Annotated in this window: 16 protein-coding genes; 9 read left to right on the top strand and 7 right to left on the bottom strand. The window is 73.1% G+C overall.

The window, feature by feature from the left end; genetic code table 11:
- Positions 1 to 89: 89 nt before the first annotated feature.
- Both A3862_RS19735 and A3862_RS19730 read right to left on the bottom strand, forming a co-directional pair.
- Positions 90 to 455, bottom strand: coding sequence for a YybH family protein (locus A3862_RS19735; protein WP_111473910.1), 366 nt, complete (start codon positions 453 to 455; stop codon positions 90 to 92).
- Positions 456 to 535: 80 nt separating this feature from the next.
- Positions 536 to 979 carry an OsmC family protein gene (locus A3862_RS19730; protein WP_111474372.1) on the bottom strand — a complete coding sequence of 148 codons (444 nt, stop codon included), beginning with the start codon at positions 977 to 979 and terminating at the stop codon, positions 536 to 538.
- A gap of 165 nt (positions 980 to 1144) precedes the next feature.
- On the opposite strand from A3862_RS19730, the gene A3862_RS19725 reads away from it, so the two are divergent.
- A complete protein-coding gene (locus A3862_RS19725) occupies positions 1145 to 2020 on the top strand; it encodes an ATP-binding protein (protein ID WP_043384970.1) in 876 nt (291 codons plus the stop codon).
- A 6-nt stretch (positions 2021 to 2026) separates the two neighbouring features.
- On the opposite strand, the gene dut is transcribed toward A3862_RS19725, so the two are convergent.
- Positions 2027 to 2497, bottom strand: a complete 471-nt coding sequence (dut, locus tag A3862_RS19720; protein WP_111473909.1) for a dUTP diphosphatase — start codon at positions 2495 to 2497, stop codon at positions 2027 to 2029.
- Positions 2494 to 3375, bottom strand: a complete 882-nt coding sequence (locus A3862_RS19715) for an HpcH/HpaI aldolase/citrate lyase family protein (protein WP_043757518.1) — start codon at positions 3373 to 3375, stop codon at positions 2494 to 2496. Before A3862_RS19715 ends, dut begins: the two co-directional genes overlap by 4 nt.
- A gap of 101 nt (positions 3376 to 3476) precedes the next feature.
- Here A3862_RS19715 and A3862_RS19710 point away from each other — a divergent pair, with 101 nt between their 5' ends.
- The 3 genes from A3862_RS19710 (at position 3477) to A3862_RS19700 (ending at position 5563) form a co-directional block, all read left to right on the top strand.
- Positions 3477 to 4220 (top strand): DUF429 domain-containing protein, encoded by a 744-nt coding sequence (locus A3862_RS19710; RefSeq protein ID WP_111473908.1) that lies wholly within the window; start codon positions 3477 to 3479, stop codon positions 4218 to 4220.
- 116 nt (positions 4221 to 4336) lie between these two features.
- Positions 4337 to 4852, top strand: coding sequence for an NUDIX hydrolase (locus A3862_RS19705; protein WP_043351773.1), 516 nt, complete (start codon positions 4337 to 4339; stop codon positions 4850 to 4852).
- Positions 4853 to 4897: 45 nt separating this feature from the next.
- Positions 4898 to 5563 carry a carbonic anhydrase gene (locus tag A3862_RS19700; RefSeq protein WP_043351772.1) on the top strand — a complete coding sequence of 222 codons (666 nt, stop codon included), beginning with the start codon at positions 4898 to 4900 and terminating at the stop codon, positions 5561 to 5563.
- A 312-nt stretch (positions 5564 to 5875) separates the two neighbouring features.
- On the opposite strand, the gene A3862_RS19695 is transcribed toward A3862_RS19700, so the two are convergent.
- Positions 5876 to 6577, bottom strand: a complete 702-nt coding sequence (locus A3862_RS19695) for a DUF4142 domain-containing protein (RefSeq protein ID WP_043384982.1) — start codon at positions 6575 to 6577, stop codon at positions 5876 to 5878.
- Between the two features lie 256 nt (positions 6578 to 6833).
- Here A3862_RS19695 and A3862_RS19690 point away from each other — a divergent pair, with 256 nt between their 5' ends.
- From A3862_RS19690 to nudC, 5 genes are all read left to right on the top strand, one after another.
- Positions 6834 to 8027: an acyltransferase family protein gene (locus A3862_RS19690; protein WP_052083614.1), complete on the top strand. Its 1194-nt coding sequence runs from the start codon at positions 6834 to 6836 to the stop codon at positions 8025 to 8027.
- A 27-nt stretch (positions 8028 to 8054) separates the two neighbouring features.
- Complete coding sequence (locus A3862_RS19685) at positions 8055 to 8918, top strand: universal stress protein (RefSeq protein ID WP_043351769.1); 864 nt, start codon at positions 8055 to 8057, stop codon at positions 8916 to 8918.
- Between the two features lie 121 nt (positions 8919 to 9039).
- On the top strand, positions 9040 to 9633 hold the full coding sequence (locus tag A3862_RS19680) for a hypothetical protein (RefSeq protein ID WP_236952938.1): 594 nt from the start codon (positions 9040 to 9042) through the stop codon (positions 9631 to 9633).
- Between the two features lie 81 nt (positions 9634 to 9714).
- The gene (locus A3862_RS19675) at positions 9715 to 10134 is read left to right on the top strand and encodes an HIT domain-containing protein (RefSeq protein WP_043757523.1); all 420 of its coding nucleotides are present in this window, start codon (positions 9715 to 9717) and stop codon (positions 10132 to 10134) included.
- A 7-nt stretch (positions 10135 to 10141) separates the two neighbouring features.
- Positions 10142 to 11044 (top strand): NAD(+) diphosphatase, encoded by a 903-nt coding sequence (gene nudC / locus A3862_RS19670; RefSeq protein ID WP_043351766.1) that lies wholly within the window; start codon positions 10142 to 10144, stop codon positions 11042 to 11044.
- A 15-nt stretch (positions 11045 to 11059) separates the two neighbouring features.
- Here the strand turns inward: nudC and A3862_RS19665 are convergent, their stop codons facing one another.
- Positions 11060 to 11554 carry a cupin domain-containing protein gene (locus tag A3862_RS19665; RefSeq protein ID WP_111473907.1) on the bottom strand — a complete coding sequence of 165 codons (495 nt, stop codon included), beginning with the start codon at positions 11552 to 11554 and terminating at the stop codon, positions 11060 to 11062.
- Positions 11555 to 11680: 126 nt separating this feature from the next.
- Complete coding sequence (cysG, locus tag A3862_RS19660) at positions 11681 to 13153, bottom strand: siroheme synthase CysG (RefSeq protein ID WP_043384998.1); 1473 nt, start codon at positions 13151 to 13153, stop codon at positions 11681 to 11683.
- Positions 13154 to 13225: the final 72 nt, after the last annotated feature.

The following is a 13225-nucleotide window of genomic DNA, read 5'->3' as shown; positions in this document are numbered from 1 at the left end:
GGGTCTTCTGCGCAGCGTCGAGCGCGCGGGCTCCGCTTTGCCGCATCGCGTCCGGTGGGACAAGCGCGGGGGCGCGTCCGAGCCGACGGTCAGGTCTTCAGCGGCGCGATCTTGAGCTGGTCGATCGTCCAGAGCCACGTCCCGTCCGCCTGCTCCCGGGCGGCCTCCACCGACAGGGCGCCGTTGGGCAGCCGCGCGAAGGTCATGGCGAGGGGGCCGTTGCGCAGGGGCGGCAGCGTCTCCGGGGCCGGGAAGTCGGATTTGCGCGCCAGCAGGTCGGCGTAGAAGCTCCGGATCTCGGCATGGCCCGTGGCGACGACCCGGCCGGCGGCCAGCACCGCGTCGGGCTCGTAGAGGGCGACGAGGCCCTCGACATCGCCGGCATTGGCGCGCTGGTTGAACAGGGCGGCAAGGTCCTCGGGGGCGCGGGCGGGTTCTCGCGTCTGATCCGACATGGCGTCTCCTCGTCCGGCTCCGGCGGCCGGTTGGTGCTGCGGCAATGCGCCGGGCGGCCGATCTTTCCCCGAGGCGCCGGTCATTTCAGGCGCGTGCCGTCGCAATCGGCCACCGACACGGCGACCGGGATCCCGGCCTTCACGCTCTCCGAGACGGTGCAGAACCGTTCGAACTGCTCCAGCACCCGGTCGATCCGCGGCAGGTCGGCCGCCGCCGCGCCGAGGCGGATCCGCACGTCGATCGCGGTGACGCGGAGCCGCCCCTCGGCATTGCGCTCCAGCCGGCAGGACGCCTCGGCGGCGACGCCCCGCGCCTCCTGGCGGAATTTCCCCAGGGCGAAGACCAGGCTGGCGCAGAGGCAGTTCGCGACGCCGGAGATCAGCAGCTGCTCGGGGAACGGCCCGGTCCCGCCGCCGATCGGGGGCGCCTCGTCGGTGAGAAGCGCCGGCAGGGCCGCGCCGAAATCCACCGTGAAGACGTAATCGGCGACCTGGGTGATCCGGATCGTCGGTCCCGCGTCCATCATGCCCCCCGGCCGTTACGGCACCCGTGCTGCCGCGATGATCAACGCCCGATCCGGGTTCCCGTTCGGAAGGCCCGGGCCATGCATCCGGATACGGATGATTTCCCCGGATCTTCCCCGTAGAACCGGCCGCCTGACCGACCCGCACGCGAACCCCCCGATCCGATGACGAGCCCCGCGACCCTGGATACCCTGATGCCGCTCCTAGAGCGCATCGCCACCGCGCTGGAGCGGGCCGCGCCCGCCGCCCCGCCGGCCTTCGATCCCGACGCCGCCGACGCCTTCCTGTGGGGCCCCGAGCGCCGGCTGACCCCGGTGCCGCAGGTGGCGCGGGTGGAGATGGGCCTGCTCACCGGCATCGACCGGGCGCGCGACACCCTGGTGGAGAACACCGAGCGCTTCGCCCGCGGCCTGCCGGCCAACAATGCCCTGCTGTGGGGGGCCCGCGGCATGGGCAAATCGTCGCTCGTCAAGGCGGCCCATGCCGAGATCAACGCCCGCAGGCCCGCCGGCAGCCGGCCGATGAAGCTCGTGGAGATCCACCGCGAGGACATCGAGGCCCTGCCGGACCTGATGGCCCTGCTGCGGCCGGACCCGCACCGCTGGCTGGTCTATTGCGACGACCTCTCCTTCGACGCCGACGACACTTCGTACAAGTCGCTCAAGACCGCGCTCGATGGCGGCATCGAGGGGCGTCCGAACAACGTGCTGTTCTACGCCACCTCGAACCGCCGGCACCTGCTCGCCCGCGACATGGTGGAGAACGAGCGCTCCACGGCGATCAACCCCGGCGAGGCGGTCGAGGAGAAGGTCTCGCTCTCGGACCGGTTCGGCCTCTGGCTCGGCTTCCACAAGTGCAGCCAGGACGAGTACCTGGCGATGATCCGCGCCTATGCCGAGCGCTACGGCCTCGCCGTGCCGCCGGAGCAGCTGCGCGCCGAATGCCTTGAATGGGCCACCACCCGCGGCTCCCGCTCGGGCCGGACCGCCTTCCAGTTCATCCAGGATCTGGCGGGGCGACTCGGCAAGACGCTCGACTGAGGGCGCCTACCGCCCGCTCGACCCGAACCCGCCCGATCCCCGCTCGGAGCCGGGGCCGGGCTCGCCCTCCAGCACGGTCAGGACCGGCCGGGTGATCCGCGTGAAGACCAGCTGGGCGATCCGCTCGCCCGGCTCGATCCGGACCGGCTCGGATTCGTCGCGGTTCCAGGCGGAAACTATCAGCGGCCCCTCGTAATCCGCGTCGATGACGCCGGTGCCGTTGCCCAGCACCAGACCCTCGCGGTGCCCGCGCCCCGAGCGCGGGAAGATCAGGCCGCACCAATCGGGATCGCGGATCAGGACGCTGAACCCCGCCGGGATCAGCGCCGGCTTGCCCTGGGGCGGGAGCACCAGCGGCGCGTCGAGGCAGGCGTGCAGGTCGAGGCCGGCCGCGGCCGGCGAGCCCCAGCGCGGGAAGCCCCAGCCCGGCAGCCGCGGATCGAGCAGCCGCAGGCCGATCTCCCGCCGGTCGCTCACGCGCCGAGACGCGCGATCGCCTCGGCCATGGCGAGGGTCCGCCGGGCGGCCTCGACATGGAGGCGCTCGACCATCTTCCCATCCACCGCGATGACCCCGCGCGCCCGGTTCTCCGGCGCGTCGAAGACGTCCATCAACGACCGCGCCTGCGCGATCTCCGCGGCATCCGGGCCGAAGGCCGCGTTGGCCGGGCCGATCTGGCTCGGATGGATCAGCATCTTGCCGTCGAAGCCGAGGTCGCGCCCCTGGACGCACTCCGCCTCGAATCCGGCCGCGTCGGTGAGGTCGGTGAAGACGCCGTCGATCGCCTCGATCTCGTAGGCCCTGGCGGCGGCCAGCACGGTCATCAGCCAGGGCATCAGGGCGGCCCGCCCCGGGGGCCGGATCCGGGACGCCTTCAGCAGGTCGTTCGGGCCGATCACCAGGGCGGCGAGCCGCCCGTCCACGTCCCGGGCCGCGCCCGCGATCTCGGCGGCGTTCACCACCGCCATCGGCGTCTCGATCATCGCCCAGACCCGCGTCGCCAGGGGCGCGCCGAGCCGGCGCAGCCGGGATCCGACCGCGATCAGCGTGTCGGAGGTGCGCACCTTGGGCACCAGAATGGCATCCGGTGCGGCCGCAGCGAGCGCCACGAGATCGGCCTCGCCGTCCTCGGTCTCGGGCGCGTTGATGCGCACCACCACCTCGCGGGCGCCGAAGCCGCGCGCCGTGACCGCTGCGGCGACCTGGGCACGGGCGGCCGCCTTGACCTCCGGGGCCGTGCCGTCCTCAAGGTCGATCAGGATGACGTCGGCGGGGAGCGACCGCGCCTTTTCCAGCGCCCGGGCGTTAGAGCCCGGCATCGCCAGCACGCTGCGACGGGGACGGATCTCGCTCATCACGCTTCTCCCGGGCCGGCGGCGCCCTCGGCGACGCGGATAGCTTTCCCTGCGCATCCCGGCAAGAACGCCCGCCGCGCGTCGCGCGAGGAAGGAACGGCATGGCACGCTGGATCGCGGGACTGGACGGCTGCCGCGGAGCCTGGGCGGGCGCGCTCCTCGACCTCGACGATCCCGACCGGCACCGCTCTGCCCTGTTCCCCGACGTCGCCGCGCTGCTCGACGCCCCGGAGCGGCCCTGCATCGTCGGGATCGACGTGCCGATCGGCCTGCCGGACCGGATCATCGGCGGCGGACGTGCCGCCGACCGGGCGGCCCGCGCCCGGCTCGGGCCGGCGCGGGCATCGGTGTTTCCGATGCCGCCGCGGAGCGCGGTCTACGCCCCCGATTATGAAGCCGCGAAGGCCGCCTCGCGCGAGGCGAGCGACCCGCCCTTCGCGCCCTCGATCCAGGGTTACAACATCTTCCGCGCCGTCCGCGCGGTCGACACGCTCCTGCGGGAGCGGCCGGAGGTGCGGGCGCGGGTCCACGAGGTCCATCCCGAGGTGGCCTTCCACGCCCTCAACGGCGGCCGGCCGCTCGGCCTGCCCAAGAAGGGCCGGCGCGCCCGGGAGGGGCTCGACCTGCGCCGGGCGCTCCTCGCGGCGGCGGGCCTGCCGGGCGCGCTGATCGAGGCTCGGGCGAAGGGCGTTCCGGAGGACGACCATCTGGATGCGCTGGCCGCCCTGGTGGTCGCCCGCGACATCCGCCTCGGATGCGCCGTGCCGCTGCCGGATCCGCCGGAGCGGGACGCGTTCGGGCTTCCCGTGGTGATCTGGGCCCCGGCCTTGCGCGCGCCGTCCTGAGCGGCCGTCCGCCCAAGGATCGCAACCGGCGCCGTGCTCGACCCAACGTGCTGTTTTGCACGCAGCCTCGCGCACAGGCGGTGTCCGTTCACCGCGCCCGCTCTAGCTCTCGATGCATGAGCGCCGCGAACCCCCTGCCCGTCCGCCACATCGCCCGCGCGATCGTGCTCGATCCGCAGGATCGGATCCTGCTCATCGCCTACACGTCGGTCCATGCCAAAGGACCGGACGGCGCGCCGCTCCGGTTCTGGTTCATGCCGGGGGGCGGCCTGGAGCCCGGCGAGGACCACGTCACCGCCTGTCGCCGGGAGCTCGAGGAGGAGATCGGCCGCGGCGATGTCGCCATCGGCCCGCAGGTCGCCGCCTGCGACGGCCCATTCCACCTGTTCCGGCAGGCGCGGGACGCCCGCGAGCGCTACTTTCTCGTCCGCCTGCCCGACGACCGGGTCGATACGAGCCGCCTCGCCGAGACCGAGGACAACCCGCTGATCGGGACACGCTGGTGGCCGATCGACGAATTGCGCGCCAGCGGCGAGCACTTCGAGCCGGCCGGTCTCGCCGATCTCGCCGCGGACCTCGCGAACGGGACTATTCCGGCCCACCCACGCGTTCTTGCCTGGCGAGAACTTTGAGTTCACTTCCTGCCGTCGCGGGATTGTCTAACTGGAGACGCCTTTATGTTCCCCGTCTACCTGACCGAAGGCTACCGGTCCTTCCTCCTCGACCGCTTCCCGACCGAGCGCCGGCGCTTCGCGCAGCTCGCCTCCACGCAGAACCCGGAGATCCTGGTCATCAGCTGCTGTGACAGCCGGGTGTCGCCCAGCGCGATCTTCAATGCCGGGCCGGGCGAGCTGTTCACGATCCGCAACGTCGCGAACCTCGTGCCGGTCTACCAGCCGGACGGTCAGTACCACGGCACCTCGGCGGCGCTGGAATTCGCCGTCCAGGCTCTGGAGGTGAAGCACATCGTCATTCTCGGCCACGCCACCTGCGGCGGCATCAAGGCCTACGCCAACAAGGCCAAGCCGCTCTCTCCCGGCGACTTCATCGGCAAGTGGGTCTCGCTCGTGGGTCAGGCCGAAGACAAGGCCGGCGATCCCGGCGCGCCGGACTACCTGACCAAGCTGGAGCATGCGGTGGTCGTCCAGAGCATGGAGAACCTGCTGACCTTCCCGTTCGTGAAGGAGCGGGTCGACGACGGCCGTCTGGAGATCCACGGCGCGCATTTCGGCGTGGCGAGCGGCTCCCTGCTGGTGCGCGACCCGGAGACGGGCGTGTTCAAGCCGCCGATCGACACGACGGGCCAGACCGTTCGCTCGGTCGCCGCCATCGCGTGCGATTGAGCGCGACGGGCACCGAAGAGCGGGGTCGGCTAACCGGCTCCGATCGGTAACTTTGCGGGAACGGCCGGCTGCGCATCGCGCACCGGCCGTTTTCGTTTGGGGCTCCGGTCGGCGCGCGGATCTCGGCAGTGCCTCTGCGCGGACCGTCCGTGGCGCAAACGGATGGCGCAACGTGCCGGCCCGTGAACGCGGCGCGCCCGCGGGTTCGCCGGTGGCCGGGGCGGAGGGGCCGGACATGAAAACGGCGGCGGGCTCGCACCCGCCGCCGGAGGTCTGGCCCGGCGGAAGCCGGGCCGTCCCTGACGATGACCCTTACATCGCGCCGGGGAGGCGCTGAGCCTGGTTGTAGTGCATCTGCAGGGCCGGAAGGGCCTGCTGGGCGTAGTTGCGCAGGGCCGGGTTCGGGCCGCCCTGGGCGTAGGCCTGCGTCATCGCGATGGTCATCTGATGCGCCTGGAGCTGCTGGCTGGCATAGAGGCGGTCGAAGCGCGGGCCGGCCGGGGTCGACGACAGCTCGGCCAGCATCGCCTGCTGCTCGGGGCTCGGCGCCACCATCGTCGAGGCGCCCGTGGCCATCATGTCGCCGCGCCCGATCTGACCGCCCGCGGCGGCGCCGCGCGCCGCACCGGCGCCGGCGCCCTCGAGGCCGCCGACCGGTCCGCCCGCGAGGGTGCCGCCGACCACGCCGGTCGCCGCGCCGACGCCGGCGCCCACGGCGCTGCCCGCCACCGCGATCGGCGCCGTGATCAGGCCGCCGACGCCCGGATCGCCGGCCACGCCGTTCATCTGGCCGCCCGCCAGGGCGACGTTGGCGGCCCGGTGGTCGCGGAGGACCTCCTGGGCGTAGGAGCGGACCTTCGGGTTGCGCGACTTGGACAGGGCGATCTGCGAGGACTGGATTTCGAAGGCGTTCGCCTGCATCGACTGGAGGCGGAAGTCGTTGGCGCTCTGAGCCAGGGCCGGGGTCGACAGCGCCAGGACAAGCGCGGACGCGGCAGCATAGTTCTTCAGCATCGGGACCTCTGTTCGAAATGGATACGCGAACTCTGGCAGGTCGCATGCGCAGCACGAAGGATCGGGCGCAGGCGGGTTCGCGAATTGGTCGGTCAACGAGGTTATGGGCTTATGGTTCCTGCCGTTTTCGCCCCGGACGGGGCGGTGGCCGAAGGGCGGCGGTCCGCGGGGTGAGCCGCCGGTCCGCAGACTCGGCCGCCGGACCGATCGCCGTCCGGCCCGCCTCCGACCCCGGCCGCAGCCGCGGCGGAACCGCATGCGCGCCCTGCTGGCGGGGTGCGGGGCGAGGCATGGTCGCCCGGTGATCTTCTTCCTGCTCCAGGTCCTGCGCGCCGCCGCTGCCCTGATGGTCGTCTGGCATCATGCGCGGCACGAGGCGGGGCTGCTGGCGGAGCGCGGCTTCGGCCAGGCGCCCGCCCCGGAAACGCTCGTGCCCTGGTGGGGCGGGGTCGATCTGTTCTTCGTGATCTCCGGATTCGTCATCGTCCATACCGGGGTCCGGCTGGCCGGCAGGCCGGGCGGGCGGGCCCGCTTTCTCGCCCATCGGATCGCCCGGGTGGTCCCGCTCTACTGGCTGGTGAGCCTCGTCTTCCTCGCCCTCGCGCTGGCCCGGCCGGATCTGCTCGGCGACGCGGCGGCCCTCCTCGGCGATCCCGCAGCCCTCGTGGCGAGCTTCCTGTTCTGGCCGTTGGCCCGGCCCGACGGCACCGTCCAACCGCTCTATGGCCTCGGCTGGACCCTGAACTACGAGGCCTTCTTCTACGCAGTCTTCGCGGCAGGGCTCGGCTTCGGCCGGCGCGGCGCCGTCGCCTGGCTGTGCGGGGGCCTTATGCTCCTCGTGGCTGTCGGAGCCCTCGTGCCCGGTCTTCCGGTGCCGCTCCGCTTCTGGACGGATCCGATCGTGCTCGAATTCGTCGCCGGCGCCGGTCTCGCCCTCGCCTACCGCGAGGGTTTCCGGCCGGGCCTGCCCCTGCGGGTCGGTCTCACGGTTCTGGGCGGCGTCGGGCTCGTCCTGGCCGCGCGCGTGCTCGCCGGCCAAGGCGGGGCCGACGGATTTCTGCGGCCCCTCCTCGTCGGCGGCCCAGCCGCCCTGCTGGTGGCGGCCGCCCTCGGACCGACGCGCGATGCCGCCCAGGTCGCGCGCCTTCCCGTCCCGGTGCGCGGGCTCGTCGGGCTGGGCGACGCCTCCTACGCCCTTTATCTCGTGCATCCCTTCGCGCTGCGCCTCGTGCGCGAGGGGCTGCTCCGGCTTGGGCTGGCGCCGGCCGTGCAGCCCTGGGGCAGCATGGTCCTGATGCTCGCCGGCAGCGTGGCGGCCGCGCTCGTGGTCCACCGCCTCGTCGAGGCGCCGCTGACCCGGATCCTGCGGGCGCGCCTCGATCCGCGCGGGCTGCAAAACCGTGTGCGCGCCGCGCTGGCCCCGGTTCCACCGGGCGGCCGGGCGGATTAGCCTCTCGGAACCGGGGAGATTGCCACCATGAAGACCCTGCTCGTACCCGTCGCGATGCACGACGCCCTGCCCTCCGTCTTCGAGACCACCCGGCTGGCGGCGACGCGCTTCGGCAGCCTGATCGAGGGCGTGTCCCTGCGCCCGGCCCTCGCCGAGTACGTCCCCGTCGACATGGTCGGCGGCATGACGTGGCTGCGCGACGAGGAGGCCGACCGGGCCGAGGCCGAAGAGGCGGGCAGCCGTTTCATCGCCTTCATGGACGGTGCCGGCATCCCGCGGCATGCCCGCGACGGCCTGTGCATTCCGGATCGCGTGCCGGATGCCGGCCCGCGCTACCGCTGGCGGCAGGACGTCCCCACCGGCGACGCGTTCCTCGGCCAGTATGCACGGCTCTTCTCGGCCACCGTGGTCGGGCGTCCGGGCACGACCGACAATGCCCCGCGCATGACCACTTTCGAGACGGCCCTGTTCGAGAGCGGCCGGCCGATCCTGCTGGCCCCGCCCAGCGCCCCGGCGAGCCTCGGCGACGCGGTGGTCATCGCCTGGAACGGCTCCACCGAGACCGCCCGGGCGGTGGCCTTCGCGATGCCGTTCCTGCGGCGGGCCGAGCGGGTGCTGGTGCTCAGCGTCGAGGGCGGCATGGTGCCGGGCCCGACCGCCCAGGATCTCGCCCAGGCGCTGGCCTGCGAGGGCGTGGACGCGTCGCACCGGGCGCTGCCGGCCGGCCGGCGGGTGCCCGGCGAGACCTTCCTGGCGGAGTCCAAGGCCTTCGGTTGCGACCTGCTGATCAAGGGCGCCTACACCCAGAGCCGCCTGCGCCAGATGATCTTCGGCGGCGTCACCAGCCATGTCCTGGCCCATGCCGACATGCCGGTGCTGATGGCCCATTGACCGCTGCGCGGACCAGGCCGGCGGCAACCGGGACCGCGCCGGGAACCGGCGCCGGCCCATGGCGTTCGGCTCCCGCGTCCGGATGGTGCGACGCCGCGAAAGGAGTCCCGTGACGAGCCCCGTGAGACGCCTCTTCCTCGCCGGCCTTCTGGCGATCTCAGCCGTCGGCGCCGCCCGGGCGGAGCCGACGACGGTCCGGTTCCGCGGCACGGTGGTCCGGGCCGACTCGGAGCGCCTGGAGATCCGCCGCGCCAGCGGCGGCACCCTCACCGTGCGGATGGTCCCGCGCACCCGGATCTACGCGGTCAATGCCGCGAGCCTCCGCAACATCAAACCCGAGAGCTACGTCAGCGTCATCGGCGAGGCCGGCCCCGAGCCGCGGCAGGCGACCGCGGTGACCCTGTACTCGCCCTCGGAGCGCGGCTTCGAGGCGGGCAGCCAGCCCTGGGACACGGCGCAGGGCGCGAGCCTGACGGCCGGCTGGGTCGCCGACCTGCAGAGGGGGCCGCCGATGCGCGTGACGCTCGCCTACAAGGACGGGCAGGCGTCCTTCGCGATCCCGGACGGCGCGCCGGTGACGCAGTTCGCCCCGGGCGAGAAAGCCATGCTCCAGCCCGGCGCCGCCGTGACGATCTTCGCCCGCTCCCACCCGGAGGGCGGCCTCGTGGCCGGCACGATCGCGGTCGGCCGCCAGGGCGTCGTGCCGGGGCTCTGAGGCGGACGAGACCCGCGCCGCATCATCGGCGGCGCACCAAACCCGCGCGCCGATGCGGAAGCTGCGCTACATCGTGTCCCGATGACCGAGCCCGCCTTCACCCTCGACCCGCGCCTCTCCGCCGACACGGCAGAGGTGGGCGACCTCGCCGTGTGCCGCGTGCTGCTGATGGACGATGCCCGGTTCCCCTGGCTGATCCTGGTGCCGCGCCGCCCGGACCTCTGCGAGATCACCGATCTCTCCGAGGCCGATGCCGCCGCGCTCTGGCAGGAGATCCGTCTCGCCACGGGGGTGATGCAGGCCCTGTCGAAGCCCGACAAGGTGAATGTCGGCGCCCTCGGCAACGTGGTGGCGCAGCTCCACGTCCACGTCATCGGCCGATTCCGGTCGGATCCGGCCTGGCCGGGTCCGGTCTGGGGGTTCGAGACCCGCAAGCCCTATCCACCCCACGCCCGCGCCCAGCTCCTCGAGCGCGCCGGCGCCCTGTTCTCCGCGGCCTGACCCTGGCATGACCGATCCCCGCGACACCCTCGGATTCGTCCGCAACCGCCTCGACCGCCACTCGTCCGAGCAGCCCGAGGAGGCGGTGCCCGCCTTCGACGCGCCGGACGCGCGCCTCGTCCTGATCTGCGGCGACCGGATCGTGCTGCGCGGATCGACCGCGCTGATCGCCCCCGCGGAGGCCGCGGGCCTCGACGGCGGGACGCGCATCTTCCTCGGGCACCGGGACGGGCAGCCCGTCTTCGCCGCCGCAGCCCCCGCCGAGGCGGCCGAGCGGTTCGCCGAGGCGCCGGTCCGCACCCTCGACCTGCGGTCGATCGCCACCGAATCCGCCGTGGAGGCCGAGGAGCTCGGCCTGCTGGCCGTGGCCAAGTCGATGCTCGACTGGCACGCCCGCCACGGCTTCTGCGCCAAGTGCGGCACCGCCACGGTGGCGAAGGCCGGCGGCTTCCGGCGCGAATGCCCGGGTTGCGACGCCCACCACTTCCCCCGGGTCGATCCGGTGGTGATCATGCTGGTGCGCCGGGGCGACACCTGCCTGCTCGGCCGGGGGCCGCATTTCAAGCCGGGCATGTTCTCGTGCCTCGCGGGCTTCCTGGAGCCCGGCGAGACGATCGAGGACGCGGTCCGCCGCGAGGTGTTCGAGGAGACGCGGATCCGCGTCGGCGCCGTTACCTACCGGACGTCGCAGCCCTGGCCGTTCCCGTCCTCACTGATGCTTGGCTGCGCCGCCGAGGCCCTCGACGCGGCCATCGTGACCGATCCGAACGAGCTGGAGGATGCCCGCTGGTTCGACCGGGACGCGGTCGCGGCGATGCTCGACGGGACGCATCCCGAGGGGATCCAGGCCCCGCCGCCCATGGCGATCGCGCACTACCTGATGCGCGCGTTCGTGGCGGGCGAGACCTGAGCCCCCCGCCCGTTTCTAGCCGGGCTTGCCGGCGTCCCGGCTCGGATCGTCGGCGGGGTTGATGTAGTTCAGCCCGAACGGCCCGGAGCCGTTGACCTGCAGTTCGACCGGCTCGTCGGTGGTCCACAGCGAATGCGGCATGTCCTCCGGCAGGTAGACGAAGCCGCCGGCCTTCAGCACCGAACCCTTGGTCTTGTCCAGGGTCCGCCCATGCGCGTGATGGATCGAGCCCGAGAGGATCGTCAGCGTCTCGGGCTTGGAATGGGTGTGCGGCGCGATCACCGTATTGGCCGGTACCTTCACCCGCAGCACGAAGGCGCCGGGCTTCGACGGATCGCCCGCGATCCGGCTGATCTGGGTCCCTTTGGGCAGGTTGGGCGGGCCAGGCTCGTAGGTGGCGGAGGCGCCATCCGGAACCACCACCAGCCCGGCGTGGTCGGCCGCCGAAGCCGGCCCGAAACCGCCGAGCATCGCCAGCGCCGCCGCGGCGCTGATCCATGACCGTGTCATTCCACCCTCCGTTTCTGCCCAAGGCCTGGGCCCACGGGCAGTTCTGGGTCCGGGCGGGCCGTTTCCCAGGCACGGCAACCGTTTCAGATCGTCGCAAGCCGCGCGGGGCACGCGGGATCCGTGCGGTCAGACGACCATCCGGCTCTGCGCCCCGTCTTCCGTCACGGCGCTCCGCATCTCCGAGAAGGCCGTACCGACCATCAGCAGCGCCGGCCCTTCGAGCCCCGCCGCCTCCACCCGGTCGGCGAGGTCGGCGGCCGTGCCCCGCAGGGCCTGCTGGTTCGGGCGCGTCGCGTTGAACACGAGCAGCGCCGGCGTCGACGGCGCCAGACCTTCCTCCACCGCGCGCGCCAGCAGCGCCCGCAGGGTCCGCTTGGGCATGTAGATCACCGTGGTGACGCTCGGATCGGCGAGCGCCCCCCAGTTCAGGTCGTCCGGCAGCGCCCCGCGGCGGTCGTGGCCGGTGACGAACTGGAGCCGGCGCGCGGCGTCCCGATGGGTCAGGGACACGCCGAGCGCCGCCGCTGCACCCTGCGCGGCCGAGACCCCGGGGACCACGGTGACCGGGATGCCGGCGGCCCGGCAGGCCTCGATCTCCTCGCCAGCCCGGCCGAAGACCAGCGGGTCGCCGGATTTCAGCCGCACCACCTGCTTGCCCGAGCGGGCGAGCTGGACCATCAGCGCGTTGATGTCGTCCTGGCGGCAGGACGGGCCGTGGCCGGTCTTGCCCACCAGCATGGTGCGCGCCTCGCGGCGGGCATAGTCGAGGATCTCCGGGGCGACGAGGTCGTCGTAGAGGATCACGTCGGCGTTGCGGAGCGCCCGCAGCGCCTTGAGGGTCAGAAGCTCCGCGTCGCCGGGGCCGGCCCCGACCAGGGTCACCGCTCCGCCCTTCGGGGCGGCTTCCGTCTCGCCGAGCAACTCCGCGAGATCCGTGTCGGAGGGGGCGCGGTCCGGCTCCGCGAAGGCCCGGTCGGTGAAGCGCTCCCAGAAGGCACGGCGCTCCGCGAAGCCGTGGAAGCGCGCCGTGACGCCGTCGCGCCAGTCGCGGGCGGCGCCGACCCAGCGGGCGAAGCCCCGGGGCAGCATCGCCTCGATCCGGGCGCGCACGGTCTGGCCGAAGACCGGGGCGGCGCCCTCCGTCGAGATGCCCACGACCAGCGGCGAGCGGTTGACGATGGCGCCGAACTTCACGTCGCAGAGATGCGGGCGGTCGACCGCGTTGACGATCGCCCCGGCTCCGCGGGCCGCCACCACGAAGGCGACGCACTCGGCCTCGTCCTCCAGGGCGCCGATGCAGAAGGCCGCGCCCCAGAGGTCGTCCGGCGTCCAGGCGCGCTCGTGCAGCGTGACGTGCCCATCGACGATCTCGCCCGGGACCGCGCGCAGCTCCTCGCCGGGATCGGGGGCGTAGACGTCCACATGGGCGCCGGCCGCCGCCAGGACCTTCACCTTCCACGGCGCCCCGCCGGAGGATCCGGCCAGAACCACCCGCTTGCCGCGCAGGGGCACGAAGACGGGCAGCACCGCCAGCGGCTCCAGGCCGGCGGCCTTGGTCTCGCGGGGGGCGCGGGCTGCGCGCAGGGGGGTCTCGGTCACGGGCCTGTCCTGAATCGTCTCGAACCGGCCTCTCCTGTCCACCCCCCCAGGATGAGGGGGTCCGGTTGGACG

Origin of the sequence: Methylobacterium sp. XJLW (assembly GCF_003254375.1) — a bacterium.
GTDB classification, from domain to species: domain Bacteria; phylum Pseudomonadota; class Alphaproteobacteria; order Rhizobiales; family Beijerinckiaceae; genus Methylobacterium; species Methylobacterium fujisawaense.
The sequence above is the reverse complement of the archived record's forward strand: the minus strand, read 5'-3'. Positions and strand labels throughout refer to the sequence as shown.

Coding starts and splice junctions, on each gene's coding strand:
- A3862_RS19690 (WP_052083614.1), top strand. CDS start 6,834: ATGCGCGCCCTGCTGGCGGGGTGCGGGGCGAGGCATGGTCGCCCGGTG.
- A3862_RS19705 (WP_043351773.1), top strand. CDS start 4,337: ATGAGCGCCGCGAACCCCCTGCCCGTCCGCCACATCGCCCGCGCGATC.
- A3862_RS19685 (WP_043351769.1), top strand. CDS start 8,055: ATGAAGACCCTGCTCGTACCCGTCGCGATGCACGACGCCCTGCCCTCC.
- A3862_RS19735 (WP_111473910.1), bottom strand. CDS start 455: ATGTCGGATCAGACGCGAGAACCCGCCCGCGCCCCCGAGGACCTTGCC.
- A3862_RS19675 (WP_043757523.1), top strand. CDS start 9,715: ATGACCGAGCCCGCCTTCACCCTCGACCCGCGCCTCTCCGCCGACACG.
- A3862_RS19710 (WP_111473908.1), top strand. CDS start 3,477: ATGGCACGCTGGATCGCGGGACTGGACGGCTGCCGCGGAGCCTGGGCG.
- nudC (WP_043351766.1), top strand. CDS start 10,142: ATGACCGATCCCCGCGACACCCTCGGATTCGTCCGCAACCGCCTCGAC.
- A3862_RS19665 (WP_111473907.1), bottom strand. CDS start 11,554: ATGACACGGTCATGGATCAGCGCCGCGGCGGCGCTGGCGATGCTCGGC.
- A3862_RS19730 (WP_111474372.1), bottom strand. CDS start 979: ATGGACGCGGGACCGACGATCCGGATCACCCAGGTCGCCGATTACGTC.
- A3862_RS19695 (WP_043384982.1), bottom strand. CDS start 6,577: ATGCTGAAGAACTATGCTGCCGCGTCCGCGCTTGTCCTGGCGCTGTCG.
- A3862_RS19725 (WP_043384970.1), top strand. CDS start 1,145: ATGACGAGCCCCGCGACCCTGGATACCCTGATGCCGCTCCTAGAGCGC.
- A3862_RS19715 (WP_043757518.1), bottom strand. CDS start 3,375: ATGAGCGAGATCCGTCCCCGTCGCAGCGTGCTGGCGATGCCGGGCTCT.
- A3862_RS19700 (WP_043351772.1), top strand. CDS start 4,898: ATGTTCCCCGTCTACCTGACCGAAGGCTACCGGTCCTTCCTCCTCGAC.